Source organism: Novosphingobium sp. 17-62-19 (assembly GCF_002256775.1).
GTDB lineage: Bacteria > Pseudomonadota > Alphaproteobacteria > Sphingomonadales > Sphingomonadaceae > Novosphingobium.
This window is the reverse complement of sequence record NZ_NCII01000029.1, coordinates 1-24,458: the sequence shown is the minus strand read 5'-3', so window position 1 is coordinate 24,458 and position 24,458 is coordinate 1. Positions and strand designations below refer to the sequence as shown.

The 24,458-nt window shown below is 63.2% G+C and carries 21 protein-coding genes; 7 read left to right on the top strand and 14 right to left on the bottom strand.

Annotation, left to right across the window (positions count from 1 at the left end):
* Nucleotides 1-2 precede the first annotated feature (2 nt).
* Nucleotides 3-197: a hypothetical protein gene (locus B7X90_RS07220; RefSeq protein WP_292623062.1), complete on the bottom strand. Its 195-nt coding sequence runs from the start codon at nt 195-197 to the stop codon at nt 3-5.
* Nucleotides 194-1,297, bottom strand: coding sequence for a PepSY-associated TM helix domain-containing protein (locus tag B7X90_RS07215; protein WP_292623061.1), 1,104 nt, complete (start codon nt 1,295-1,297; stop codon nt 194-196). The genes B7X90_RS07220 and B7X90_RS07215 overlap by 4 nt, the downstream gene beginning before the upstream one ends.
* A 363-nt stretch (nt 1,298-1,660) precedes the next feature.
* Here B7X90_RS07215 and B7X90_RS07210 point away from each other — a divergent pair, with 363 nt between their 5' ends.
* The 3 genes from B7X90_RS07210 to B7X90_RS07200 all read left to right on the top strand — a co-directional run bounded on the left by B7X90_RS07210 (nt 1,661) and on the right by B7X90_RS07200 (nt 4,361).
* Nucleotides 1,661-2,860, top strand: coding sequence for an acyl-CoA dehydrogenase (locus tag B7X90_RS07210; protein ID WP_292623059.1), 1,200 nt, complete (start codon nt 1,661-1,663; stop codon nt 2,858-2,860).
* The gene (locus B7X90_RS07205) at nt 2,857-3,921 is read left to right on the top strand and encodes a phosphotransferase family protein (protein WP_292623057.1); all 1,065 of its coding nucleotides are present in this window, start codon (nt 2,857-2,859) and stop codon (nt 3,919-3,921) included. The genes B7X90_RS07210 and B7X90_RS07205 overlap by 4 nt, the downstream gene beginning before the upstream one ends.
* 95 nt (nt 3,922-4,016) lie before the next feature.
* Nucleotides 4,017-4,361, top strand: a complete 345-nt coding sequence (locus B7X90_RS07200; protein ID WP_292623055.1) for a hypothetical protein — start codon at nt 4,017-4,019, stop codon at nt 4,359-4,361.
* Nucleotides 4,362-4,364: 3 nt separating this feature from the next.
* Here B7X90_RS07200 and B7X90_RS07195 read toward each other — a convergent pair whose 3' ends face one another.
* The 3 genes from B7X90_RS07195 to B7X90_RS07185 form a co-directional block, all read right to left on the bottom strand.
* The gene (locus B7X90_RS07195; protein ID WP_292623054.1) at nt 4,365-5,801 is read right to left on the bottom strand and encodes a TolC family protein; all 1,437 of its coding nucleotides are present in this window, start codon (nt 5,799-5,801) and stop codon (nt 4,365-4,367) included.
* Nucleotides 5,798-6,844, bottom strand: a complete 1,047-nt coding sequence (locus B7X90_RS07190; protein ID WP_292623071.1) for an efflux RND transporter periplasmic adaptor subunit — start codon at nt 6,842-6,844, stop codon at nt 5,798-5,800. Before B7X90_RS07190 ends, B7X90_RS07195 begins: the two co-directional genes overlap by 4 nt.
* Nucleotides 6,845-6,958: 114 nt before the next feature.
* Nucleotides 6,959-8,662 carry an ABC transporter transmembrane domain-containing protein gene (locus B7X90_RS07185; RefSeq protein ID WP_292623052.1) on the bottom strand — a complete coding sequence of 568 codons (1,704 nt, stop codon included), beginning with the start codon at nt 8,660-8,662 and terminating at the stop codon, nt 6,959-6,961.
* Nucleotides 8,663-8,913: 251 nt separating this feature from the next.
* Between B7X90_RS07185 and B7X90_RS07180 the strand changes: the two genes are divergently transcribed.
* Nucleotides 8,914-10,449: a phosphomannomutase gene (locus B7X90_RS07180; protein ID WP_292623051.1), complete on the top strand. Its 1,536-nt coding sequence runs from the start codon at nt 8,914-8,916 to the stop codon at nt 10,447-10,449.
* Nucleotides 10,450-10,505: 56 nt separating this feature from the next.
* Nucleotides 10,506-11,369, top strand: a complete 864-nt coding sequence (gene folD, locus B7X90_RS07175; RefSeq protein WP_292623049.1) for a bifunctional methylenetetrahydrofolate dehydrogenase/methenyltetrahydrofolate cyclohydrolase FolD — start codon at nt 10,506-10,508, stop codon at nt 11,367-11,369.
* A gap of 150 nt (nt 11,370-11,519) precedes the next feature.
* Here folD and B7X90_RS07170 read toward each other — a convergent pair whose 3' ends face one another.
* The 3 genes from B7X90_RS07170 to B7X90_RS07160 are packed head-to-tail and all read right to left on the bottom strand — an operon-like array spanning nt 11,520 to nt 14,542.
* Nucleotides 11,520-13,043: a DHA2 family efflux MFS transporter permease subunit gene (locus tag B7X90_RS07170; RefSeq protein ID WP_292623048.1), complete on the bottom strand. Its 1,524-nt coding sequence runs from the start codon at nt 13,041-13,043 to the stop codon at nt 11,520-11,522.
* A gap of 1 nt (nt 13,044) precedes the next feature.
* The gene (locus B7X90_RS07165) at nt 13,045-14,118 is read right to left on the bottom strand and encodes an HlyD family secretion protein (protein WP_292623046.1); all 1,074 of its coding nucleotides are present in this window, start codon (nt 14,116-14,118) and stop codon (nt 13,045-13,047) included.
* A complete protein-coding gene (locus B7X90_RS07160; protein WP_292623044.1) occupies nt 14,111-14,542 on the bottom strand; it encodes a MarR family winged helix-turn-helix transcriptional regulator in 432 nt (143 codons plus the stop codon). The genes B7X90_RS07165 and B7X90_RS07160 overlap by 8 nt, the downstream gene beginning before the upstream one ends.
* Before the next feature lie 83 nt (nt 14,543-14,625).
* Between B7X90_RS07160 and B7X90_RS07155 the strand changes: the two genes are divergently transcribed.
* Together B7X90_RS07155 and B7X90_RS07150 are read left to right on the top strand one after the other, a co-directional pair.
* Nucleotides 14,626-16,206: an acyl-CoA dehydrogenase family protein gene (locus B7X90_RS07155; protein WP_292623042.1), complete on the top strand. Its 1,581-nt coding sequence runs from the start codon at nt 14,626-14,628 to the stop codon at nt 16,204-16,206.
* Nucleotides 16,206-17,057, top strand: coding sequence for a MaoC family dehydratase N-terminal domain-containing protein (locus tag B7X90_RS07150; protein WP_292623040.1), 852 nt, complete (start codon nt 16,206-16,208; stop codon nt 17,055-17,057). The genes B7X90_RS07155 and B7X90_RS07150 overlap by 1 nt, the downstream gene beginning before the upstream one ends.
* 12 nt (nt 17,058-17,069) lie before the next feature.
* On the opposite strand, the gene ribB is transcribed toward B7X90_RS07150, so the two are convergent.
* The 6 genes from ribB to cysD all read right to left on the bottom strand — a co-directional run.
* Nucleotides 17,070-18,344 (bottom strand): 3,4-dihydroxy-2-butanone-4-phosphate synthase, encoded by a 1,275-nt coding sequence (ribB, locus tag B7X90_RS07145; RefSeq protein ID WP_292623038.1) that lies wholly within the window; start codon nt 18,342-18,344, stop codon nt 17,070-17,072.
* 48 nt (nt 18,345-18,392) lie between these two features.
* A complete protein-coding gene (locus B7X90_RS07140; protein ID WP_292623036.1) occupies nt 18,393-19,736 on the bottom strand; it encodes an AarF/ABC1/UbiB kinase family protein in 1,344 nt (447 codons plus the stop codon).
* Between the two features lie 89 nt (nt 19,737-19,825).
* Nucleotides 19,826-20,938: a LuxR family transcriptional regulator gene (locus B7X90_RS07135; RefSeq protein ID WP_292623035.1), complete on the bottom strand. Its 1,113-nt coding sequence runs from the start codon at nt 20,936-20,938 to the stop codon at nt 19,826-19,828.
* Nucleotides 20,939-21,020: 82 nt separating this feature from the next.
* Entirely contained in the window at nt 21,021-21,773 is a 753-nt protein-coding gene (locus B7X90_RS07130) for a 3'(2'),5'-bisphosphate nucleotidase CysQ (RefSeq protein WP_292623070.1), read from the bottom strand.
* A 30-nt stretch (nt 21,774-21,803) separates the two neighbouring features.
* A complete protein-coding gene (gene cysN, locus B7X90_RS07125; RefSeq protein WP_292623034.1) occupies nt 21,804-23,723 on the bottom strand; it encodes a sulfate adenylyltransferase subunit CysN in 1,920 nt (639 codons plus the stop codon).
* A 123-nt stretch (nt 23,724-23,846) separates the two neighbouring features.
* Nucleotides 23,847-24,458: sulfate adenylyltransferase subunit CysD (gene cysD / locus B7X90_RS07120; RefSeq protein ID WP_292623032.1), on the bottom strand; the 612-nt coding region annotated here is incomplete at its 5' end.

Below are 24,458 nucleotides of genomic sequence, written 5' to 3'. Positions count from 1 at the left end.
AGTCAGGAAACGCGCCGGGTGCGGCAACGCCAGTGGTTCAGGAAAAGCAGGCAAGGCAGCGCCAGCAGTGCCACCGAAAAAAGGTCACGCCAGCCATCTCCGGTCAGGCCCAGCACCAGACCGGCCAATGCCAGCGCAGCCAGCAGCAAGGGCCGGGCGAGGATCGAACGGGTGCGTTGCGGGGGCAGGCGGCTCATCTGCGTTTGCCGAGCCACAGGACAAGCCCCGTCCACAGAACCCACAGCGTCGCCAGTGTCAGTGCCGCCCAAACGAGCTTCAGCGCCAGCCCGCCGTAATCGCCAAAGTGCAGCGGCTTTGACAGCATCAGCGCCTGCATCGTGGCGGGCATCGGGCGCACGTCGGTAAGGTTACCGCTGGCGGCATCGACCAGGGCAGGCGTCAGCAGATGGCTGGTCAGCGGCGTATCGCCATGAAAGAAGATCGCATAGTGGCGTGCTGATGACCACGCGCCTCCCGGAAAGCCGATGAACTGCGGCATCTGCCCCGGCAGCGCGGCTTGCGCGCGGGCCATGGCCTTGTCGATCGATCCATATTCGGCAGGGGCAAGCGCGGTCTGGCCGTCCTGATCGGCCACCATGCTGGCCAGCTCGCCATTGCGCCACGCGGCGGTCAGCGGATCGGCAAAGGCATTGATCGCGCCGGTCAATCCGATCACCAGCGTCCAGCCCAGCGCCAGCACGCCCAGCAGGTTATGCTGGTCTAGATTGCGCACTCGTGCCGAACGGTCATGCCGCAGCGTGCCGAATGCCAGCCTGCGCATGAACGGCACGTACAGCACCAGCCCACTCAACAGCGCCACCACAAACAGTATCGCCATCACCCCCAGAAACAGCATCCCCGGCAAGCCCAGCAGCAGATCGGTGTGAAGCTGCAACAGGAAGTCCATCACACCGCCCCGCTCAACTTCGCCCACCGCAGCGCCCGTGGCACGATCATAGGTGAACAGCCGCATATCGGCCTCCGGCGCATCAGCGCGCGGGCCGATGGTCACGGTGATCAGCGGATTGTCGGACGAAAAGCCGATGAACAGCGGCACACCGCGTTGGCCCGCCGCCTTGGCGTAGTCGCCCAGTGCAGACGCCACGACCGTATCAAGCGGCTGTCCGGTCCGTGCAGAGGCAGGGCCTTGCAGTGCCGCACTGTCGGAAAAGCTCTCGATCTCGTCATGGAAGATCAATGGCAACCCGGTCAGGCACAGCATGAACAATGCCAGTGTGCAGACAATGCTGCTCCACTTGTGGACCCATGCCACTGCCGTGATCGCTCGATTGCGCATCGCCGCGCCTTAGGAATGCCCACGTGAGTCGTCAATGAGAATAGGTTGCATTAGCGACAAAAGCTGAGGGCAAAGCGTCGCTTTCGCCCAATTGTCACCGCTGTCGTGCGCATAAGCGCATCGGAAGTGTGAAACACCGCACATTGCAATCGGCCCAAAACGGATATTCAACCCCTGCGACCCGAAGGGCTTTGCAGATGCAAAGTTCTTTCAACTTCAGGGGGCGGCGATCATTCGCCGCCCCTTTTTTTGACCGAACGTGTCGGCACCCGCGGGGCAGAGCTATTGCCCCTTTCCCCGGCCCATTGTTTTGGTCAGGTGCAGATTGCGCGGTTTAGGTCGAAATCGCCTGAACGAAATCAAATGAAGGGACCGAGGATCGTGACGATCAGCAGCGAAGCACTGGAAGTTGCCGCCCGGGTGGAGGCCTTCGTGCGCGGCACAGTCTTCGCCTATGAACAGGACCCGCGCCGCGATCACCACGGCGCACCGACCGACGAACTGGTCATGGAACTGCGCGAACTGGCACGCGCGGCAGGCGTGCTCACCCCGCACATCCGCAACGATGGCGGGCACTTCAACCAGCGCGAAACCGCCGTCATCCTGATCAAATCGGGCCTCACCCCGCTGGGTATGCTGGCCTGCAACACGCAGGCGCCCGACGAAGGTAACATGTACCTGATCGGCAAGGTCGGCAGTGCAGATCTGAAGCAACGCTTCCTTGAACCGCTGGTATCAGGCCGCGCGCGCTCGGCCTTTTTCATGACTGAGCCCGCCGAATTGCAGGGCGCGGGCGCGGACCCATCGATGATGATCACCACCTGCCGCAAGGACGGCAATCACTGGGTGGTGAACGGCAAGAAGTGCTTCATCACCGGGGCAGAAGGCGCCAAAGTCGGCATCGTTATGGCCAAATCGGATGACTCGGACAGCAAGGGCGGGGCCTGCATGTTCCTGGTCGATCTGCCCGATCCCGCCATCCGCATCACCCACGTGCCCAACACCATCGACAGTTCGATGCCCGGCAGCCACGCCGAAATCGACATCACGGACCTGCGCATCCCCGCCGACCAGATGCTGGGCGATGCCGGGGAAGGCTTCAAATATGCACAGATCCGCCTGTCTCCTGCACGCCTGTCGCACTGTATGCGCTGGCTGGGCGGCTGCATCCGCGCGCAGGAAATCGCGGTCGATTATGCCAACCGCCGTATGGCTTTCGGCAAGACGCTGATCGATCACGAAGGCGTCGGCTTCATGCTGGCCGAAAACATGATCGATCTGAAACAGTGCGAACTGATGATCGACTGGTGCGCCAGCGTGCTGGACACCGGATCGCTCGGCACGGTCGAAAGCTCGATGACCAAGGTCGCCGTGTCCGAAGCGCTGATGCGCGTGGCCGATAAATGCGTGCAGGTGCTGGGCGGCACGGGCGTGACCGACAAGACCATCGTGGAAACAATGTTCCGCGAAATCCGCGCCTTCCGCATTTATGATGGCCCCACCGAAGTCCACAAATGGAGCCTTGCCAAGAAGCTTCGGCGCGATTGGAAAGCGGCGCAATGAGCGGGCTGGCCGATGGGAACACCGGCGCGGGCAAGGTCCGCGTTGCGTTTGACGAAGCGGCGCTGGCGGCGTGGCTGTCGGCCAATGTCGAAGGCTATTCAGGCCCGCTGACGGTCGAACAGTTCAACGGCGGCCAGTCCAACCCCACGTACCGCCTGACCACACCCACCGCCCGCTACGTCTTGCGCCGCAAACCCCCCGGCCCCTTGCTCAAAGGCGCGCACGATGTGCTGCGCGAGGCGCGGGTGCAGACCGCGCTTTACGGCACCGATGTTCCTATCGCCCGCATTTACGGGACGTGCGAGGACGAGAGCGTGATCGGCACCGCGTTCTATGTGATGGACATGGTCGAGGGCCGGGTAATCTGGGACGCCACGTTCGGCGAAGTGCCCAAGGACGAGCGCGCCGCCTATTTTGACGAGATGAACCGCGTCATCGCGGCGCTGCATTCGGTGAATTATCAAGCGGTTGGCCTTGGCGAATATGGCCGACCCGGCAATTACTTCACCCGCCAGATCGGTCGCTGGTCGAAGCAATATCTGGAGGACGATCTTGCCGGACGTCTGCCCGATATGGACGCGCTGGTGGAATGGCTGCCCACGGCGATCCCGCAAGGCGATGAAACCACTGTCGTCCACGGCGATTTTCGCTGCGATAACATGATCTTCCACCCCACCGAGCCGCGCGTACTGGCAGTGTTGGACTGGGAGCTTTCCACGCTCGGTCACCCGCTGGCAGACTTCGCCTATCACGCGATGATGTACCGGATGCCGGGCGATATCGTGGCCGGCCTCGGCGGCGCGGACCCGGTTTCGCTCGGTCTGCCCACCGAAGCGGAATATATCGCCGCTTACTGCAAACGCACCGGGCGGACGGAAATTGCCAACTGGGACTTCTACCTCGCCTTCAACTTCTTCCGCCTCGCCGCGATCTTTCACGGGATCAAGGGACGGGTGCTGCGCGGCACCGCTTCCAACGCACAGGCCAAGGAGCGTGCCGAGGCGTTGCCAAGGCTTGCCGCGTTGGCGCATGAGGCGATGGAAAGCTGCCGTCTGGGGTGAACTTGGTGCGTTTAGGTGTGCTTTAGGTGCATTTTGGTGCACTTCGGAAAACACAGCATCATTGCGCGCCCGGACAGTTGCTATAAGGCGCGTGCATGGCCCGCAAGCACCCCAAACACGGTCGTTTTGACGACACCCTGCCCGAAGCCGACGACGAGGCTCCGGCTCCGGTCGTCCCCTGCTGGCTGTGCGGGCGGCCCACCGGATCGACCATCGTTTGGCACCACCCTGTTCCCAAAAGCCGGGGCGGGCGCGATGTCGTGCCGATGCACGCGATCTGCCAGCAGACACTGACGGTCAACTTCACCAACTCTGAACTGCAACGCTATGGCATGGATGTGGAAGGCTTGTTGGCCAATCCCGCCGTGCGCAAGTTCGTGGATTGGGTGGCCAACAAAGACCCCGACTTTACCGCCACTATCGCCAAGAAGCAGCGCTGACCCTCAAAGCCTCAGCTGCTCCCGGTCTGCCAGCGCGGCCACCAGTTCTGCCTGCGCGGCAGCGTGGCGGTAGTTCGCGTCGATTTCGCGGATAGTGGCATCGGCCAGCGATTCTTCGCGCAAGTTCACCAGCAGGAAGTCGCTTGCGCCCAGAGTGAAGCGACGCCGCTCTGCCTCGGCCATGCGGCGGGCGAGCGCGGCCTCTGCCGTTGCCAACCCGGCCAGCTTTTCCGCGCCGGAAACTTGCGTCCGCAAGTTGGCGATTTCCACGCCGATCTGCTCCTCCAGAAAGCGCAGCCGCACTTGCAAAGCGTCCTGTTCTGCCGCCACTTCGGCAATACGCCCGCGCGCCGCGCGCCGTTCGAGCGGGACCGAGAAGCGCACGCCCACAGCGCCCACGGTCGGTTCGCGGGTGAACGATCCGGGGCCGAAATCCTTCGAGGCTTCGACGTTCAAATCAAGCCGGGGCTTCAGTTCGTTTTCGGCCAGACGCGCGCGGATGCCGGTCTGTTCGATTCGGGTGACCAGCGCTTGCAAATCGGGCCGCGCGGCGATGGCAGTGCTTTCATCGACAAGGCGCGGGACGACCCCATCGGTGAGGCGCGGTGGCAAGCGCTCTGCCTCCGGGACGATAGGTTGTCCCAAGCCATCGCGCAGGAACAGGGAAAGGGCGTTGGCCTGTAGTTGCAGGTTCTGTTCGGACTGCACGAGCAGGGACTTGCGGCGCATGATATTCTGTTGATTTTCAACGCTGAGGATCGCCGGACGTGCGCCCAGGTTGATCTGCTTCTCAATCGATTCCTGTCGCGCTTCAGCCAGTTCAAACAGTTCGCGGTAGATACGTACCCGCAGGCCCGCCGCCACCCATTGCTGGTAAGCTTCAATGGCCCGGCGCTGCACGCCGATGGCCACAAGATCGCGATCAAGCGAGGCCAGTTCGATGTCTGCACCCGCAATCTCGCGCCGCCCGCGCCGCTCATCAATCATGCGGTCACGCAGCAGCGAGAACACCGCGCCGACTTTGAGTTCGCCCAGTTGGTTGGTGACCGATTTGCCTTCGTAACTGGCGAAATCACCGGTCGAAACGCGATAGCCGCCATAGAGTTGCCCGCCGTTGTTCTGGAACGGGCGATAGGCGGAAACTTCCGCGGTAGAGCCGTTGTAATAGCCCAACGGACGGGCGTTGGCCTCTGCATTGAACACAAGGTCGAATTGGCCTTCGACGGTCAGCGCGCGGGCATCGGCCTGCCGCTGGCGTGCCATGGCCTCAACGATCTGCGGCGCGTGGGTGGCCGACGATTCCAGCACGTCGGCCAGCGTCAATTCGCGCGCGGTGGGCGCAGGTGCAGCTAGCCGATCCTGCGCGATCAGCGGTGTTGGCACACCAGCCAGCGAGACCAGCAGCGCCAGCACGGCCCCATGGGGCACGGAGCGGATCATTTCTCCTCCTCGCCCCCGCCATATCCGCTGTCATAACCGCCCGACTTGCCGCCTTTCGCCTTGCCCGCCGCCTTGTCGGACAGGGCCTTGGCCGCGGTGCCCTTGTAGGGGCCGGGATCGACCGGGGTGGGGAATTCAAGCGGGAAGTCATTGAGCTGGCGCCACAATTCATAGCCGATGGTAACAGTTTCCATCTGGATCCAGCCGCGCACCTTTGATCCCAGACGCACGAAGTTGTTGTCCGGCCAAGCCGGTTTTCCGGGCATCGGTTCCACCAGCACGCGGAACAGCCCGCTGGTCTGCGCCGAAGGATCGATGGTCAGCACGCGTCCATCGAACATGCCCTGCGCCACCGATGGCCAACCGCTGAACTGGATGGCGGGCCAGCCTTCGAAGTGCAGGCGCACCGGCTGCCCTTTGCGCACTAGCGCCACATCGCGGCCATCGACGAGCAGTTCGACCACGCGTGCTGCATTGTCGGGCGCAAGTGTTGCCAGCATGTCGCCGGCGCTCACCAGTGTGGCCCCGGCAGCGGTGTTGAGCGACTGGATGCGGCCATCGTGCGGGGCGCGTACCAATTGTGCAGACTGGCGGCCCAGTGCGATGTCCACCTTGCTCAGCTTGGCGCGGGTTTCGGCCAGCTTGGCGTTCAGTTCCGCCACTTTGATCTGCGCGCCTTCATAGTCGCGCCGGGCGGCAAGTCCTTCTGCAAAGAGCTGCGAATAGCGATTCACATCCAGCCGGGCCGTGGCCATCGCCTGTTCGGCTGCGGCAATCTGCGCGATGACTTGCGCCCTCTCTGCCCCAAGGCGGACCAGCAGATCGGGATCGTTGTCGATGATGCGGGCAATGGGATCGCCCTTCTTCACTTGTTGGCCATCGACCACGAACCACTTTTCCACACGGCCCGGCACTAGCGCCGTCACCTGCTGGACGCGGTCTTCGGGGTTGAGTGCGATAACCTCGCCCCGGCCCGGCGCGGTCTGCACCCAGTCGACGAGGAACAGCAGGACCAGCAGCAGCGGAATGGAAACCGCGATCATCCGCCCCAGTGCGCGCGTGGTGCGCGGCACTTTCAACGTGGTGAAAGTGTGAAAAGCGCCAAGATCATTGTGCCCGGCGCGATTGGCGAGCGTCTTGTTGCCGATTGCCATGGCTCAACGCTCCCCCTTGGTGTGCGGCAGGATTTCGGTGAGTTCGGTGGAAGTTTGCTGTGCATCCTTGCCGATCCACAGCCACGAATCGCGTCGCAGTCCTTCCGGGCGTTCGGTGAATTGCAGAACGGTGGTGCCGTGTTCGCGCAATGCGGCCAGCACGCGATCAAGCCGGGCAGGCGGGATCATGTCATAAAGCGGCGACAGCATCAGCACGCGCGGGCGGGCGAGCGTGGCGGCAGCCAGCTTCAGCGTCATCGTTTCACCCACCGAAAGCGGCCAGCCTGAACCGGAAAGGATGGCATCAAGCCCGCCATCCAGCGCCCCGATGCGGCGGTCCAGCCCGACGAGTTCCAGCGCTTCGATCATCGCTTCGGGGCGGCCGGGTGCGCTGAGGCCGAGGTATTCACGCACGCTCATTTCAACGATGGTGGGCCGGTCCAGCACGATCACATCGGACCGCAGGCGGTACATGTCGAACGTCCCCAGATCCGCGCCGCCGACCGAGACGAAGCCGCTTTGCGGCACGTCCAGGCGTTTGAGCAGCGTGGCAAGACACCGTTCCACGCCCGGCGCGGCCAGCACGCCCACTTGCGCGCCGGCAGGAACAGCAAAATCGAAGTGGTGCCCACCGTGGTGCACATCGCGCAGGCGGATCGCGCCATCGGGCGGGCAAGGGGCATCGGCCTCTACCGGGGCTTCCTGCGGGATTTCCCAGAACAGGTGCAGTTCTTCAAGGCTGGCGGACAGATCGTAGAACACTTCAAGATAGTGGCCGAGTTGGGCAATGCCATAGAACACGCCAGACAGGATCAATTCGGCGGCGACGAGTTGGCCGATCGACAGTTCGCCCTGCAGGATCAGCCAGCCACCCATCGCCAAAAGGCCCGCGCTGGCAAAGGCATAGAGTAGCAGCAGCGCGATGGTCTGCCCAAAGGTGGCGCGGAAATGGCGGCGATGCGCGGCGACATAAGTTGCGGTGACATCTTCTGACCGTTCAATCGCATATGTCATGTGGCGGCTTGATTTGTAGACACCGTTGGAATTGCCGACCGTGCCCAGCCAGTGGGCCGTGGCGTGCTTCGCATGGCTTTTGACGACGGCGGTGGCGATGGAGGAATTGGCCCAGACTCGCCATATCAGCACCACGGTGAACGCCAGCACCAGATTGAAGGCAAGGAAGAACGGGTGGTAAAAACTCGTCACCAGCAGCCCGACCAGGCTTTGCAGCACGATCGTAAAGCCGCCGATCAGCAGGCTGGTGAGCGACTTTTGGACAAGCCCCATGTCAAAGAAGCGGTTGAACAGATCTCCGCGCCGCGAATCGATGAAGAACGGGTTCTGCGCGTGGACTGCGCGCAGCGTGATTTCACCCACCAGCCGGGCGTAGAAGCGCCTCTCGAACATGGCGAGCAGATGGACCCGAAAGGCCATGAGTATGCCCGACAGCAACAGCAACGAAAGAAGAATCGCCGCCAGCGTCAGCAGCGGGGCGGGCAGGGCTGTATTGGCTACGGAATTGATCAGCAATTGCACAGAGATCGGCGTGGCGAGCGACAGCAGCGAGATGGCGACGCCATAGAGCAGCGCGAGCCGCACAAAGCCTGCATCGGGACCAAGCACTTGCCGTGCCCAACGCAGAAAGTCGCGGAATCGCGGTGCGTTGTGGAGTTGTGATGGGTTGAAATCGGCATTCGGAGAAGCCATCGTTTATTGCAATTCCATATTTCGCAGTTGCAGCATAAATGGTGAGCCTTCGGTGTCTTTGTGGCAACCGCGTGTGAACTTTTTTTGCTGGAGCGTAGAGTATGCCACAAGGTGGGATTGGCACAAATACGTGTGTTACGGCCGCTATCGGGAGCAATGCGGGTGGCCGGGCGTTGTATTCGGGTGGCGCGCGCCCAACATTTGGCAAGTGCGAACGGGCGTGGACTACAGGTTGATTGGAACTCTCTGAAATGCATGATAACCTTCAGCACAGTGGCGTGACTGTATCCGAACTGATGGCCACCAGCGGTGTGCCCTTTGGCACCAGCGGCGTGCGCGGCCTTGCCAGCGCGATGACTGACAAACTGTGCCACGCCTACGCCACCGCGTTCCTCCAGTATCTGCGCCAGATCGGGGAATTTGCCGATGGCGGGCGCGTGGCGATTGCGGGGGATTTGCGGACAAGCACCCCGCGCATCATCGCCGCCTGCGCCACGGCGGTGCGCGATTGCGGGGGTGAGGTGGTTTATTGCGGCATGGTGCCGACGCCTGCGCTGGCGCTTTATGCGATGTCTGGAAAAGGGGGGGGCACGGCAATGCCCTCGATCATGGTCACCGGCAGCCACATTCCGGCGGACCGGAACGGCATCAAGTTCTATCGTCCGCATGGCGAAGTGCTGAAAAGCGACGAGGCGGGGATCGTGTCGCAGCGTGTGGCAACCGATCCGGCAAAGTTCGGCAATGATGACAACCTGCTGGTGCCGGTTGCGCTGCCGGAAGTGACCGACGTGGTGCCCGCCTATGTCGAACGCTATGTCCAGCACTTCGGGGCAGATGCCTTGGCCGGGCTGACCATCGGGGTTTATCAGCACACCGCCGTGGGCCGCGACGTGCTGGTGCAGGCGGTGGAAGCGCTGGGCGGCACGGCGGTGCCGTTCGGGCGTGAGACGGTGTTCGTGCCGGTGGATACCGAAGCGATCCGGGCCGAGGACATTGTCTTGGCGGCGGCGTGGGCGGCGGAGAACGCGGTCGATGCGGTCATTTCCACCGATGGGGATTCGGACCGGCCCCTGGTGGCCGATGCGCGGGGCGTGTGGCTGCGCGGCGATGTGGTGGGCCTGCTCTGCGCGCGGGCGGTAGGCGCGGATGTGGCGGTCACGCCGGTCAGTTCCAACTCCGTGCTGGAACTGAGCGGGGCGGTGCCCACGGTCGTGCGCACGCGGATCGGGTCGCCCTATGTGATTGCGGCGATGATGGACGCGGCCAAGGCTGATCCGGCGGCTTGCGTGTGCGGGTATGAGGCCAATGGCGGGTTCCTGCTGGGGTCCGATGTGGGGGCGCTGGCCGCGCTGCCGACGCGCGATGCCCTGCTGCCTATAGTGGCGGTGGTACAGGCCGCACGGGAGCGGCCAATTGCTGATGTGGTGGCGGACCTGCCGCCGCGCTTTACATATAGCGACCGCGTGGCAGACTTCCCGCAGGCCCACAGCGCGGCACTGATTGCCCTGCTTTCCAGCGGGCCGGAGGACGAGCAACTGGCGCGGATCGCGCGGCTGTTTGGCGAGATTGCGGGCTTCCCGACCGGGATCGACACGACCGACGGATACCGCATGAGCTTTGCCGACGGTGCGGTGATCCACTTCCGCCCATCGGGCAACGCGCCCGAACTGCGCTGTTATACCGAGGCGGAGAGCGAGGCGAAAGCGCAGGACCTCAATGCGCGCGCATTCGCCCATGTGCTGGCCGAAGTGGTGCCCGAAGCTTTGGCGTCGCAAAACGCTGGTTGATAAATTTGTATGCAACACATACAATATCCCTCACTTTGAGAGGGTGAGGTAAGGCAATGGCTCAGATTATCGACGGCAAGGCGCTGGCCGCGCAAGTGCTGGAGCGTACCGCCGCAGATGTGGCAGAGATGGTTGCATCGGGCGCAACCGCGCCGGGGCTGGCGGTGATTCTCGTCGGCAACGATCCGGCGAGCGAGGTCTATGTCGGGCGCAAGATTTCGCAGTGCCGCAAGGCGGGTATTCAATCGATAGAGCATCGGCTGCCCGCCGATACGCCGCAGGGCGATGTGCTGGCGCTGATCGATACGCTCAACGCTGATGCTGCGGTCCACGGCATTCTGGTGCAATTGCCGCTGCCCAAGCATATCGACGCGGCGCTGGTGCTGGACCGGATTGATCCGGGCAAGGACGTGGACGGGTTTCACCCGGTCAATGTCGGGCGTCTTTCTACCGGAACGGGCGGGCTGGTGCCGTGCACGCCGCTGGGGGTGATGCTGTTGCTCGACAGCGTGATCGACGATTATCGCGGGCTGAACGTGGTGGTGATCGGCAAATCGAACATCGTGGGCAAACCGGTTTCGATGCTGCTGCTGGAGCGCGAGGCGACGGTGACCGTCACGCATATCGAAACGCGCGATCTGCCCGATGTGGCGCGCAAGGCCGATGTGATCGTGGCGGCTGCGGGCGCGCCGCATCTGGTGCGCGGATACTGGGTAAAGCCCGGCGCTGTGGTGATCGACGTGGGCATCAGCCGCGTGACCGATTTTGACGGCAAGACCCGCATCGTGGGCGATTGCGCCACGCACGAACTCGATCACGCCAAGGCGGTTACGCCGGTGCCGGGCGGGGTGGGGCCAATGACCATTGCCTGCCTCTTGAGCAACACCGTGCTGGCAGCGAAGCGCGCCTCAGTTGCATGAAATGCAATTGAAGATGCGCCGTTCGCACTTGCCGTTATCGCTACCATAAGGGATAAAGACCCTGCCTTTCAGGCATCCTCTCCCAAACTTTCCAAGGGGGCCAGCGCAAGCCGGCCCCCTTTTTTTGTCCAGAATTCAGGCTGGCAGGAATCAGGGTGCGCGTTTGGCCGTGCGGACAAGGAACAGCAGCGGTATGGCGGCAAGGCAGGCCACCGCCATCGCATAGAAATCGTTGATATAGGCGATCATCGCCGCCTGCTGGTTCACCATGCCATCGATGATGCGCAGGCCCACCTCTCCCGCGTCACCATAGGCGGTGATCTGGTCAAGATTGAATGGTGCAATGGTCCGCGTGATATGCGCACCCAGTTCGGCGTGGTTGATCTGGATGTTGCGGGCGAGTTCCACCGAAGCCGCCGAAATGCCGATGGATGAGCCAAGATTGCGCATCAGGTTGGCCAGGCTGGAAGCGTCGGTGCGATACTGCGCGGGCAAGGTGGCAAACGATATGAGGTTCATCGGCATGAACGTGAAGCTGAGGCCCAGCCCCTGCAAAAGCCCGGCCGCAATGATCGGCCCATGCGGCATTTCTATCGACCAGCCCGTCATCATCCACATGGACGCAGCCATCAGCAGCAGGCCGAATGCCAGCAGCAGGCGCGGATCCATCTTTGCCATGTAGCGGCCAAAGAGCATGATCGACGCAAGCATCCCGATACCGCGCGGCGCCAGCAACATGCCCGCCTGCATCGGCGTATATCCATAGATCTGCTGCAGCAGCCCCGGAAGCAGCGCCATGACAGACATCATGACCAGCCCGATCAGGAACATGAAGGCCAGCCCCACCGTAAAATTGCGATCCCGGAACATGGCAGTGGGGAACAGCGGCTGTCTGGCACCGGAAAGATGGAACGCCGCCAGCCAGCCCGCCGATAGCGCCAGCACGGCATAGGTCACGATTTCTGCCGAGGCGAACCAGTCCAAAGTCAGCCCGCGATCAAGGATGAGCTGGACCGCCGATACCGTAATCGCCACCAGAAACCAGCCGGTCAGGTCCACCTTGCGCGCACGCGTCGGGGTGCGGGGCAGATAGAGGAACAGCAGGGCAAAGCACAGCAGCCCTACCGGCAAGTTCACATAGAATACCCAGCGCCAGCTGAAATTGTCGGTCAGATAGCCGCCAATGATCGGCCCGGTAATCGGCCCCAGCATCACCCCTTGGGTATAGATGCCCATCATCCGTGGACGCTCTGCCGCGGTGCTGGAATCGAGCGTCACCGTCTGCGCCAGCGGCGAAAGGAACGCCCCGGCCAGCCCTTGCAGCACGCGAAACAGGACCATCTGTTCCAGGCTCTGCGCGATGCCGCACAGCATCGATGCGATGGTGAACAGCAGCACCGATGCCAGCATCATCATGCGAATGCCCAGCCGGTCCACCAGCCAGCCTGCCAAGGGCAGGGCCACGGCCGATGCCAGCACATAGCTCGTCAGCACCCAGGTGATCGTGTCCTGCGTGGCGCTGAGCGATGCGGTCATATGCGGCAGCGCCACGTTAGCAATGGTGGTATCGAGCGTGTACATGACCATCGCAGCCATCGTGCCGATCAGCATCAAGGTGCGGTTGCGCGAAACGATCGGCGGTGTGTCCGCCGCTTCGGCTGCGCTGTTGGCCATGCTATTTGCCGACATGAACCGTTACGTCGGAACTCAGCCCGGAAATCAGCGGGCGTTGCGACTTTTCATCGATGGCGATGCGCACGGGCACGCGCTGGATGACCTTCACCCAGTTGCCGGTGGCATTTTGCGCTGGCAGCATCGAAAATTCCGATCCCGTGCCTGCGCCAATCGATTCCACATGGCCTTTCAGCTTCATGCCCGGATAGGCATCGATTTCGATTTCTGCCCGTTGGCCGGGGCGCATATGGTTGAGATCGGTTTCCTTGAAATTGGCTTCCACCCGCGCGCTGCCATCGCGCACGATGGACACCAGCGGTGCGCCGGGAAACACCATTTGTCCCACTTGCAGACGCGTTATCTGTGTAACCACACCATCGGCGGGCGCGCGCACAACCGTGCGGTCGACATCGAGCGAAGCCTTGGCGCGGTTTGCCTGCGCGGCGGCAATCGCCGGGTTGACGCCGGGCACTTGTGCGCCGCTGGCCAGTTCGGCGCGGGCCTGTGCCACGCTGGCCTCTATCGCCACGATCCGGTCACGCGCCACGGCCACCGCATGGCCTGCCGCATCCATACGGGCGCGGGTGTTGAAACCCTTGTCCATCAGCGCTTTCTCGCGGCTGTAATTGGCCTCGGCCAGGGCAAGGTCGTCCTTGGCCGCTGCCACGTCGGCTGCCTTTGCCGCCACATCTGCTGCCAGCGCGGTCACGCGTGCCTGCGCGGTCGCAATCTGGGCGTCAGCCTGTCGGATCGTGGCGTTGAAGGTGGATGGATCGATGGTGAACAGCACGTCGCCAGCCTTCACATGCTGGCTTTCGCGGACATTGACCGATGTGATCAGTCCGCTGACTTCGCCTGCCACTGATACGATGTCCTGCTTGATATAGGCATTGTCGGTTTCAACCACGCCTGGCTGCCCGAACCAGTACCACAACCCTCCGCCCAGTGCGAGCAGCGGACCAAGGATCATCAGCACCGTGCGGGAGCGGCGCGATTTGGGAGCGGCGTCTCTATCGCTGGACCCAATTTGGTCAGAGCTGGCCTCTGCGGGCGGAAATGGATCGGCTTCAGCCATTGTTTGCTTCCAGAACGGGGTCTTCAGAAAGGTTCGTGCGCATCCGGTCCAGCAGATTGACAAGCTGTGCGTGCTCATCATCCGAAAACCCGGACACGGAATCGGCGATGACCGCTTGGGCGCAGCCCGACATCTGCTGCATCAGATCGGCACCTTTGGCGGTCAGATGGAGGCGCCATTGCCGCCGGTCTGCCGGATCGTGGCGCCGTTCAACCAGATCGAGTTTTTCAAGCCGGTCAATCATCCGGCCCGCCGTTATCGGCTCCACTTCCAGCCACCCGGCCACGACGCCCTGATTGATCCCCGGGTCGCGCTGGATCAGGGCAAGCATACGCCACTGTGCGCCGGTCACGCCAAACGGGCGCGCGGCGGCAGCGAAACGCTTGCGGAACAGGCGTCCGACGTCAGATGACAAGAAGGCCACATTGACTCTCATGCCGTGGCGATAATAGCAGTGCTTATGTTCGGCAATCCCAATAATTGTGATGCCAAACAATTGGAGACTGGATGTTCGGAAGGCAGCTTGAGGCAGCGCGGGTCTATCAGGCGACAGCGCATCATGCGCTGAAGCAGAGGCTGGCTGGCGCGCAGATCGATGCGCACCAGCGGGCCGCGCATGGCTTTGCCTGGGTGGCGACGAGCGTGGCCGCGCTGGAGGCGATGGCCGATTGGCAGGCCCGATCTACCAGCGCGCTGGACGTCGATGTGGTGCAGTTGGCCTTTGCCGAAACGCTGGCGCAGTTGGTAGGCGGGCTGCCGATGGGGCAGAATGAGCTGTTCCGGCCCGCAGACCTCGGCCTTGGAGCAGAAGCGCGCGCTCTGGCTGAGGCTTGCGCCGAGTTGCTCGATGCAGATCACGTCGCCACAAGGGCACGGGTGGCCGGTGCGCTGGCTGCGGGGCAATGGCCGACCGATGCTTTGGGCGACACAGACCTCGACACGATCCGCGACCAGTTCCGCCGCTTCACCGATGCGGAAATTCTGCCTCATGCGCACAAGTGGCATCTGGCCAATGACCTTATCCCCGATGCCACGGTTGAAGCCATGGCCGCACTGGGCACTTTCGGCGTGTGCATTCCCGAAGCATTCGGTGGGCTCGGCCTTGGCAAGCTGGTGATGTGCGTGGTGACAGAAGAACTGTCGCGCGGGTGGATCGGCGCGGGGTCATTGGGCACCCGTTCGGAAATCGCGGGCGAACTGATCGTGCTGGGCGGGACTGAGGCGCAAAAGGCCCACTGGCTGCCACGCATTGCCAGCGGCGAAGTGCTGCCGACCGCCGTCTTTACCGAGCCTGACACCGGGTCGGACCTTGGATCGCTGCAAACGCGAGCGCGATGGGATGGCGATGGCTGGGTGATTGATGGCGCCAAGACGTGGATCACCCATGCCGCCCGGTCCGACTTGATGACGCTGCTGGCGCGCACGCTCCCCGATGCAAAGGGCTATGCCGGCCTTTCGATGCTTCTGGTGCCCAAGCCGCGCGGGACGGAAGCAGAGCCGTTCCCCGCCGAGGGGATGAGCGGAAGCGAGATCGCAGTGCTGGGGTACCGCGGGATGCGTGAATATGCGCTGCAGTTCGATGCCATGCGCGCGCCCGCCGATGCCCTGCTGGGCGGTGAGGAAGGGCAGGGCTTCAAGCAACTGATGCGCACATTCGAAGGCGCGCGCATCCAGACCGCTGCCCGCGCGGTGGGCGTGGCGCGCCGCGCGCTGGAACTGGGGCTGGACTATGCGCTGGGCCGCAAACAGTTTGGCAAGGCCATCGTCCACTTCCCGCGCGTGGCCGACAAGCTGGCAATGAGCTTGGCCGACATGGTGCTGGCCCGCGAACTGACTTATGCTGCGGCCCGCGCCAAGGATCTGGGCAAGCGCTGCGACATAGAGGCAGGCATGGCCAAGCTGCTGGCGGCGCGCTGTGCGTGGTCCAACGCCGATTGCGCGCTGCAGATCCACGGCGGAAACGGCTATGCGCTGGAATACGAAATCAGCCGGGTGCTGTGCGATGCGCGCATCCTCAACATTTTTGAAGGCGCGGCAGAAATTCAGGCCCAAGTGATCGCGCGCGGGTTGCTGGAAGGGCGCAACTGATGGGTGAGTGGGACCAGTGGATCGGGCGCTGCGAGCGGCGCGCTGATCGGGTGGACGCAGGGCTGGTCACGCGCTGGCTGGCCACGCTGGATCGCGTGCCTTTGTCAAACGAGGCGGTGCCGCAAGGGTTGCACTGGTGCCTGTGCCTGCCCGATGCCCCCACCGCGCGGCTTGGCGCAGATGGCCATCCGCTGCGCGATGAAAGCCCCGGCAGCTTCCTGCCTCCGATGCCTTTGCCCCGCCGCATGTGGGCCTCAAGCGAGGTGGAGTTTCTGAAACCGCTGCGCATGGGTGCCGCGATTGAGCGCAGGTCGACCGTCTCTACGATCACCGAAAAGCATGGTGGCAGTGGCACGCTGGTCTTCGTGGACATCGCGCACGAAACGCTGTGCGATGACGCGCTGGCTGTGCGCGAGATGCAGACCGTGGTCTACCGTGATGCCGCGACCGCTGGCTCAGCGTGCGTGCCGCCCGCGCTGGGGGAGGGGCGGTTCGATCCTGCACCGTGGACTGCTCACCGAATGGTTGTGCCTGCCGAACCGCAGCTGTTCCGCTTCTCCGCGCTGACGTTCAACAGCCACCGTATTCACTACGATCTGCCCTATGCGCAAAGCGAGGAAGGCTATCGCGGGCTGGTGGTCCACGGACCGCTGACGGCAACGCTGCTGCTCGATCTGGCGCAGGCGGAACTCGGCACCAATGCGCTGAAAAGCTTTGCCTTTCGCGGTCTGTCTCCCGCCATCTGCGGCGAGCCGCTGCATCTGGCCATGCGCGGGAGCGGCGCAGAAATTGAACTGGCCGCTTTTGCCGCAGATGGCAGGCCCGTCATGGCCGCCAGCGCGGCGGTCTGACCGGCCTTTGCCTCAGGCCTCCGGGATCGCCTGTTCGCCCACGATGTTCAGGCCATAGCCTTCGAGCGCGACAAGGTTGTGATGCGAATTGGTGAGCAGTACCATGTCGTGAATGCCAAGGTCGGCCAGAATCTGCGCACCAATGCCATAGCTGCGCAGTTCCATGTCGTGCCCCGCCGTGCCGCTCACTTCGCGCAGCAACTGATCGGGCTCGGTCGGCATCAGCAGTACGATCACGCCTGCACCAGCCTCGCCAATGGCAGACATCGCGCGTTGCAGGATGCGCTTGCGCGGGCCGGGCTGGCCCAGCACGTCTGACAGGACAGAGATCGAATGCATACGCACCAGCGTAGGCTTGCCCGGCAGAATCGGCCCTTGCTGCAGCACGAGGTGGACCGAACCATCGATCTTGTTGCGATAGGTCTTGATCGTCCAGTCGCCGCCGTAATCGGTGTGGAACGGCGCCTGGTTGACGCATTCGACCAGATGATCGTTGCGGCGGCGATAGGCGATCAGATCGCGGATCGTGCCGATCTTCAGCCCGTGCTTGCGCGCAAAGGGGATCAGATCGTTGAGGCGTGCCATCGTGCCATCGTCGTTCATGATCTCGCAGATCACGCCCGATGGGTTGAGGCCTGCAAGGCGCGGCAGATCGACCGCAGCTTCGGTGTGGCCTGCGCGAACCAGCACGCCGCCATCGCGGGCAATCAGCGGGAACACGTGGCCGGGGGTAACGATATCGTCCTTGGTCTTGTTCGCATCAACTGCCACGGCCACAGTGCGCGCGCGGTCTGCGGCCGAAATGCCGGTGTCCACGCCATCGCGCGCCTCGATTGATACGGTGAAGGCGGTGCCGTGGCGCGTGCCGTTGTTGCGGCTCATCAGTTCGAGACCAAGCTGGCCCGCGCGTTCACCCGTCAGACACAGGCAGATCAGGCCGCGCCCGTGCGTCGCCATGAAGTTGATCGATTCAGGCGTTGCCATTTGCGCCGGTATCACCAGATCGCCTTCGTTCTCGCGGTCTTCATCGTCCACCAGAATAACCATGCGGCCATTGCGCACTTCGGCGATGATTTCCTCAACCGAAGCCAGCGCGAAATCATCGTCGTCGCTGTCGTCCATCGCACGGGCCAGCTTGTTCAGCGTATCGACCGTGGGGTTCCATTCGGGCAGCAGCGCATCGCGCAGTGTGTTGGGATGAAGCCCCGCCGCGCGGGCAAGGGCTGCCCGTGAGATGATGCGGTCTTCGATGAGTTTGCGCGCGCGCTCTACAATGTCCTGTGCCATGCCGATTTGTGTCGCACATCCTGATGGCGAAGGTCAACATGAATCACATCATGATGTTGATGTTGCTGTGGGTAGTGACTCTCCAATGGCGTCTGCCACCATTTCACGCAAGGGCAAGCGCGCTTTCATACGGATCGCCAGCAGGGCGGTGCCGCTGACTTTGCGCTGCACGAACAGTGTATCGACCGGAGGAATGTGCCAACTGGCGCGATCCGCCGCGATAACCTCAGCCTCGGCACGCACGCGCTCAACAAACGAACGGTCGGCAAAATCGAACAGGCCGGGGCGGCCGATGTGGGCGATCAGAACGTCAATGGCACGGTCCATTGCTGCGCCGTGCCGGTCCAACTGGTTGGGTGAGACGAAGCCGACATCCAGCAACGCGGCGCGCAAGGCCGCTCGCTCCTCAGCCAGACCTGCACGCATCAACCCGCGATAGGCCTCCGCCGTGGCTTGCGGAACCGGCCTTGCCGCGCCGAAATCGAGCAGGACAATGCGCTGTTCATCGGGCTGCCAGCGAAAATTGGCGAAGTTCGGATCGGTCTGCATGAAGCCGAAGTCGAACAATTCACGCAAGGCGAGGTCCAGCAGCGCGCCCATTGCCCGGTCACGCACATCCTGCGGCGCACTGGCGAGCAATTCTATGGGTCGCGCCTCGATAAAGTCCATCGCCAGCACATTGCGCCCGCACAGTGGATCGTGCGGCTGCGGCACAAGGAAAGTGGGATCGTCTGCCAGCAGCGCATGATAGCGGCGCATCATATCCGCCTCGCGTGCATAATCAGCCTCTTCGTGCAACTGGCGCTTGGCTTCTGCCAGCAGCGGCGTGATGTCCAGACTGGCGGGCATCAGGCTGGTCATGCGCAGCAGGCTCGCCACATTGTCGACATCGGCATCGATGCTCTTGGCAATGCCCGGATATTGCACCTTGATCGCCAGCACCCGGCCATCGGGCAGGACTGCGCGGTGGACTTGGCCGATGGAAGCGGCGGCGATGGGTTGCGCCTGAAAGCTGCGAAACTGCTTGCGCCAGCCCATGCCCCATTCGGCGGCGAGCACGCGCTCAAGCTGTGCAGGCGGCATGAAGTGGGCATTGTCGCGCAACCGCGAAAGAATGTCGGTCAGCTCACGCGGGAGCATGTCTCCGGCATCGAGCGAAATCATCTGCCCCAGCTTCATCGCCGCCCCGCGCAGCCGTGATAGCTGATCGGCCACGCGCACCGCGTTGCCGGGGGTCAGCAGCAGGTCCGAAAGCTTTGGCGCTTCACCCCGCGCCAGGCGCCGCGCACCTTCGGCCAAAACACCGCTTGCCACGCCGCCCGCAAGCTGGCCGAACGCAGCGAGGCGGGAAAGGCGCGCCGATGGCACCTTGCGGTAGGGCGATCGGCTCATGTGTTAACGCCTTTACGATGTCGGGTCATGTTGCGGCATATGGGGACAATCCGCCTGAAGCGAGACCTGACAATTCGGGAATGGCACATTCATGAAAACGGCGCGAGGCCGCTGAACACCAGACGCACTAGATCGGCCTGCCCGCTCGTGCCGGTCTTGCTGTAGATGCGCTTGGAATAATTGCGCGCGGTTTCGGCAGTGAGGCCCAGCGCAAGCCCGGCTTCGACCAGTGGTTCCCCGCGCGAAAGGGCGTGGGCCAGCGCGGCTTCCTGCGCGGAAAGGCCGTGCAATGCCTGCAACGTGCTGGCTCCGGCGGCATGGTCCTCTCGTCGGTCAAGCCGCAGCAGTCCCACTACGGCAGGCAGCGCTGCCGGATCATCAAGGCGCAAGTCGGCACGACGCAGCAGCAGATTGATGTGGCGGCGCGGGTCGACGGGCAGCACACAGACCGGCGGACCGTTGCCCGCTGCCAGCGTGGCGCAGGCGTTTTCCAACTGGCGCTCCACGTCGGGCAGAAGTTGCAGCCGTCGCCCTGCGCGCTGGCTTGGTTCGGGCAGGAACGTCAACACGCTTTCGGCCAGTGCGTCGGCGGCCATGACGCGGCCTTCGGCATCAAGGGCGATCTGGCCGATCCCCAGCCGTTCGAGCGCGGATTGCGCCAGCCCGGTTTGCAACCGTTGCCCGATCAGCGCCACCAATGTGCGCAGGGCCGAGGCCAGATGCGGCGCAATGTCAGACAGCAGCGAGACGGCGCTGGCCGAGAAATCCTCACGCAATCGCACCAGCACCAGCCATGCGTCAGCCGCTCCGCCCGCGCTGACGCGCAGCCAGCGGGCGTGGCGGATGCCCATGTCTTCCAGAGCATCGCGCTGCCGCGCCAGTTGCGCCGGATCATCGTAGTCCAGCATCTCGTCAAGCGCATAGACCCGCCCCGGCCGTAGGGCGCGGTGCTGGTGCAGGCCCAGCGCGGCCAGCCTGCGAAAATCAAGCGGCGGTTCCTGTGCAGCGCGTGGCGCGCTGACCGGAATAACCACCGGCTCCTGTTCCGGGGCGGCATTGGCCAGTGTCAGGATCAGGAAGGCGCGCCGTGCGCCTGTCCGCGCGACAAGATTGCGCATGAACAGGCCGAACGGTGGCGTTTCGTGAATGCCCTCGATCAGGGGCAGGTACAGCTCGCGCTGGTCAGCGGGCGTAAAGGCCATGGCGCCTGCTCCCATATGGGAATGCAGGCGTCAAGAGGGCGTCAAGGCGCTGGGTGTTTCCCCGGGGAAACAGTTCTGGAATTTATGCCTTCGGCTTAACCTTGCGGATCTCTTCCAGCACCATCTGCGCGTGTTCGGTGCGGCAGATCAGCAGATCGGGCATGTAGGTATCGGCCTGGTTGTAGACCAGCGGGCTGCCGTCGATGCGGCTGCAGTGCAGGCCGTGGGCCAGTGCCACGGCGACCGGCGCGCAGGAATCCCATTCGAACTGGCCACCCGAATGCAGATAGATGTCGGCATCGCCAAGGATCACCGCCATGGCCTTTGCCCCGGCGCTGCCCATCGGCACCAGTTCTGCGCCAATCGCTTCGGCCACGGAAACCGCCTCGTGCGCGGGGCGGGTGCGGCTGACGACCATGCGCAGCGTTGCGGGGGCAGGGGGCACTTCACGCGGCTGATCGGTGCGCAGGACAATGCCTGCCCCAGCATTGGCACCGGGAAGCGCGACCGCGCCAATGCTGGCTACGCCATCAATGGCGAGGCCGACATGCACGGCCCAATCCGCGCGGGCTTCGCCATATTCGCGCGTGCCGTCCACCGGATCGACAATCCACGTGCGCGCAAAGTTGAGCCGGTCAAGGTTGTCCTTTTCCTCTTCGGACAGCAGCCCGTCATCGGGGCGCTGTTCCAGCAGGGCGTGGACAAGGAACTGGTTGGCGGTGGCATCGCCCGCCTTGCCGAGCTTCTTGAGGCTCAGCATTCCGCTGTCGCGCACGGTCAGCAGCAGCTTGCCTGCCACTTCGGCAAGATGCGCGGCCAGCGCGGCGTCGGTCATCGTGGTTGCGTCGGTCATGGGGGGTGTTCCTTATCCGACCAGCATGGCGACGATGCGTTCGGCAGCGTCTTCCGGCGATTCCGTAGTGGTATCGACGCGAAGCTGCGGGTTTTCCGGCGCTTCATAGGGGCTGTCGATGCCGGTGAAGTTCTTCAGCTCGCCCGAACGCGCCTTCTTGTAGAGGCCCTTCACGTCACGGCTTTCGGCCACTTCCAGCGGGGTGTCGATGAACACTTCCATGAATTCGCCATCTGCCATCAGGCCGCGCACCATGTCGCGTTCGGCACGGAACGGGCTGATGAAGGCGGTGAGCACGATCAGGCCGGCGTCTGTCATCAGGCGCGCCACTTCGCCCACGCGGCGGATGTTTTCGATGCGGTCCGCCTCGGTAAAGCCAAGGTCCTTGTTGAGGCCATGGCGCACGTTGTCGCCATCAAGCAGGAAGGTGTGCTTGCCCAGCGCGTGCAGCTTCTTTTCCACCAGGTTAGCGATGGTCGATTTGCCCGAACCCGAAAGGCCGGTGAACCACAGCACCTTGGGCCGCTGGTTCTTGAGCGCGGCGTGTGCTTCGCGGCTCACGTCGAGCGCCTGCCAGTGCACGTTCTGCGCGCGGCGGAGCGAGAAGTTGAGCATACCCGCGGCAACGGTGGCGTTGGTGATCTTGTCCACCAGCACGAACCCGCCCAGTGTGCGGCCATCGGTATAGGCTTCGAACACCACGGACTTGTCGGTGGCCAGTTCGGCCACGCCAATGGCATTGAGTTCCAGCGTCTTGGCCGCCAGATGCTCCATCGTGTTGACGTTCACGACGTATTTGGGGCTTTGCACGGTGGCCGAAACGGTCTGCGTGGCCAGTTTCAGCCAATAGGCGCGGCCCGGCACCATTGCTTCGTCGTTCAGCCACACAACGGTCGCTTCGAACTGGTCGGCGGCCTGTGGCGGATTGTCGGCAAGGCTGATGACATCGCCGCGCGAGCAATCGACTTCATCGGCCAGACACAGCGTGACCGACTGGCCTGCAACCGCCTGATCCAGATCGCCATCGAGCGTAACGACGCGCGTGACCTTGCTGGTCTTTCCCGAAGGCAGCACGCGGATTTCGTCGCCCGGCTTGACGCTGCCAGTGGCGATGAGGCCCGAGAAGCCGCGGAAATCGAGGTTGGGGCGGTTGACCCATTGCACCGGCATACGGAACGGTTTGTCGGCATCGAGTGCGGAGAGTACTTCGACGGTTTCGAGGTGGTCGATGAGCGTTGGGCCGGAATACCACGGCGTGTTGGCCGAACGCGTGGTGATATTGTCGCCCTTGAAGCCCGAAATCGGCAGCGCGGTGAAGCTTTCAATGCCGATGGACTTGGCGAATTCCGCATAGTCCTTGACGATGGCATCGAAGGTTGCCTGATCGTAGTCGACAAGGTCCATCTTGTTGACGGCCAGCACGATGTTGCGAATGCCGATAAGGTGGCACAAGTACGAGTGGCGGCGCGTCTGCACCAGCACGCCCTTGCGCGCATCGATCAGGATCACTGCAAGGTCGGCGGTCGAAGCGCCGGTCACCATGTTGCGGGTGTACTGTTCGTGACCGGGGCAATCGGCCACGATGAACTTGCGCTTTTCGGTGTTGAAAAAGCGATAGGCGACATCGATGGTGATGCCCTGTTCGCGTTCTGCGGCAAGGCCATCGACCAGCAGCGCGAAATCAATCTCCTGCCCCTGCGTGCCCACCTTCTTGCTGTCGCTTTCCAGCGCGGCGAGCTGATCTTCGAAGATCATCTTCGAATCATAGAGAAGGCGGCCGATCAGCGTGGACTTGCCATCGTCCACCGACCCGCAGGTGATGAAACGCAGCATGGTCTTGTGCTGGTGCTGGTCAAGATAGGCGTCGATGTCCTCGGCGATCAGCGCTTCGGTGACGTAGATGGGATCGGTTGGGGCTTCGCTGTTGACCATCGTCTTTATCCTCGTCGCCCCGTGCTTGACACGGGGCTGGGCTTTTCTGTTGCTCCAAAGGCAGCCTGACCCCGGATCAAGTCCGGGGTTGACCCTTCGGAACGCTGCGCATTCCGTTGCGGGTCAAAAATATCCCTGCTGCTTCTTCACTTCCATGCCCGCGCCGCCCGCGTCCTTGTCAATCGCGCGGCCCTGGCGTTCACTGGTGGTGGTGAGCAGGGTTTCCTGAATGACTTCCGGCAGCGTCTTGGCGGTGCTCTCCACCGCGCCGGTCAGCGGGTAGCAGCCCAGCGTGCGGAAGCGGATCGAGCGCATCACCGGCTCTTCACCCGGCTGAAGCGGGAAGCGTTCGTCATCGACCATCAGCATCATGCCATCGCGGATCACCGTGGGGCGCACGTCGGCAAAATAGAGCGGCACGATCGGGACGTTGTTGAGGTGGATGTACTGCCAGATGTCCAGCTCGGTCCAATTGCTGATCGGGAACACGCGGATGGATTCGCCCTTGTTCTTGCGGGCGTTGTACAGGTTCCACAGTTCGGGGCGCTGGTTCTTGGGATCCCAGCCGTGGCTGGCGGTGCGGAAGCTGAAGATGCGCTCCTTGGCGCGGCTCTTTTCCTCATCGCGCCGCGCGCCGCCGAAGGCCGCGTCAAAGCCATACTTGTCGAGCGCCTGCTTCAGACCTTCGGTCTTCCACATATCGGTGTGCAGCGCGCCGTGATCGAACGGGTTGAT

What these genes read in the sequence shown, in the direction of transcription:
- B7X90_RS07220 (WP_292623062.1), bottom strand. Translation starts at nt 197, where the DNA reads ATGAGCCGCCTGCCCCCGCAACGCACCCGTTCGATCCTCGCCCGGCCC.
- B7X90_RS07215 (WP_292623061.1), bottom strand. Translation starts at nt 1,297, where the DNA reads ATGCGCAATCGAGCGATCACGGCAGTGGCATGGGTCCACAAGTGGAGC.
- B7X90_RS07210 (WP_292623059.1), top strand. Translation starts at nt 1,661, where the DNA reads ATGAAGGGACCGAGGATCGTGACGATCAGCAGCGAAGCACTGGAAGTT.
- B7X90_RS07205 (WP_292623057.1), top strand. Translation starts at nt 2,857, where the DNA reads ATGAGCGGGCTGGCCGATGGGAACACCGGCGCGGGCAAGGTCCGCGTT.
- B7X90_RS07200 (WP_292623055.1), top strand. Translation starts at nt 4,017, where the DNA reads ATGGCCCGCAAGCACCCCAAACACGGTCGTTTTGACGACACCCTGCCC.
- B7X90_RS07195 (WP_292623054.1), bottom strand. Translation starts at nt 5,801, where the DNA reads ATGATCCGCTCCGTGCCCCATGGGGCCGTGCTGGCGCTGCTGGTCTCG.
- B7X90_RS07190 (WP_292623071.1), bottom strand. Translation starts at nt 6,844, where the DNA reads ATGATCGCGGTTTCCATTCCGCTGCTGCTGGTCCTGCTGTTCCTCGTC.
- B7X90_RS07185 (WP_292623052.1), bottom strand. Translation starts at nt 8,662, where the DNA reads ATGGCTTCTCCGAATGCCGATTTCAACCCATCACAACTCCACAACGCA.
- B7X90_RS07180 (WP_292623051.1), top strand. Translation starts at nt 8,914, where the DNA reads ATGCATGATAACCTTCAGCACAGTGGCGTGACTGTATCCGAACTGATG.
- folD (WP_292623049.1), top strand. Translation starts at nt 10,506, where the DNA reads ATGGCTCAGATTATCGACGGCAAGGCGCTGGCCGCGCAAGTGCTGGAG.
- B7X90_RS07170 (WP_292623048.1), bottom strand. Translation starts at nt 13,043, where the DNA reads ATGGCCAACAGCGCAGCCGAAGCGGCGGACACACCGCCGATCGTTTCG.
- B7X90_RS07165 (WP_292623046.1), bottom strand. Translation starts at nt 14,118, where the DNA reads ATGGCTGAAGCCGATCCATTTCCGCCCGCAGAGGCCAGCTCTGACCAA.
- B7X90_RS07155 (WP_292623042.1), top strand. Translation starts at nt 14,626, where the DNA reads ATGTTCGGAAGGCAGCTTGAGGCAGCGCGGGTCTATCAGGCGACAGCG.
- B7X90_RS07150 (WP_292623040.1), top strand. Translation starts at nt 16,206, where the DNA reads ATGGGTGAGTGGGACCAGTGGATCGGGCGCTGCGAGCGGCGCGCTGAT.
- ribB (WP_292623038.1), bottom strand. Translation starts at nt 18,344, where the DNA reads ATGGCACAGGACATTGTAGAGCGCGCGCGCAAACTCATCGAAGACCGC.
- B7X90_RS07140 (WP_292623036.1), bottom strand. Translation starts at nt 19,736, where the DNA reads ATGAGCCGATCGCCCTACCGCAAGGTGCCATCGGCGCGCCTTTCCCGC.
- B7X90_RS07135 (WP_292623035.1), bottom strand. Translation starts at nt 20,938, where the DNA reads ATGGCCTTTACGCCCGCTGACCAGCGCGAGCTGTACCTGCCCCTGATC.
- B7X90_RS07130 (WP_292623070.1), bottom strand. Translation starts at nt 21,773, where the DNA reads ATGACCGACGCCGCGCTGGCCGCGCATCTTGCCGAAGTGGCAGGCAAG.
- cysN (WP_292623034.1), bottom strand. Translation starts at nt 23,723, where the DNA reads ATGGTCAACAGCGAAGCCCCAACCGATCCCATCTACGTCACCGAAGCG.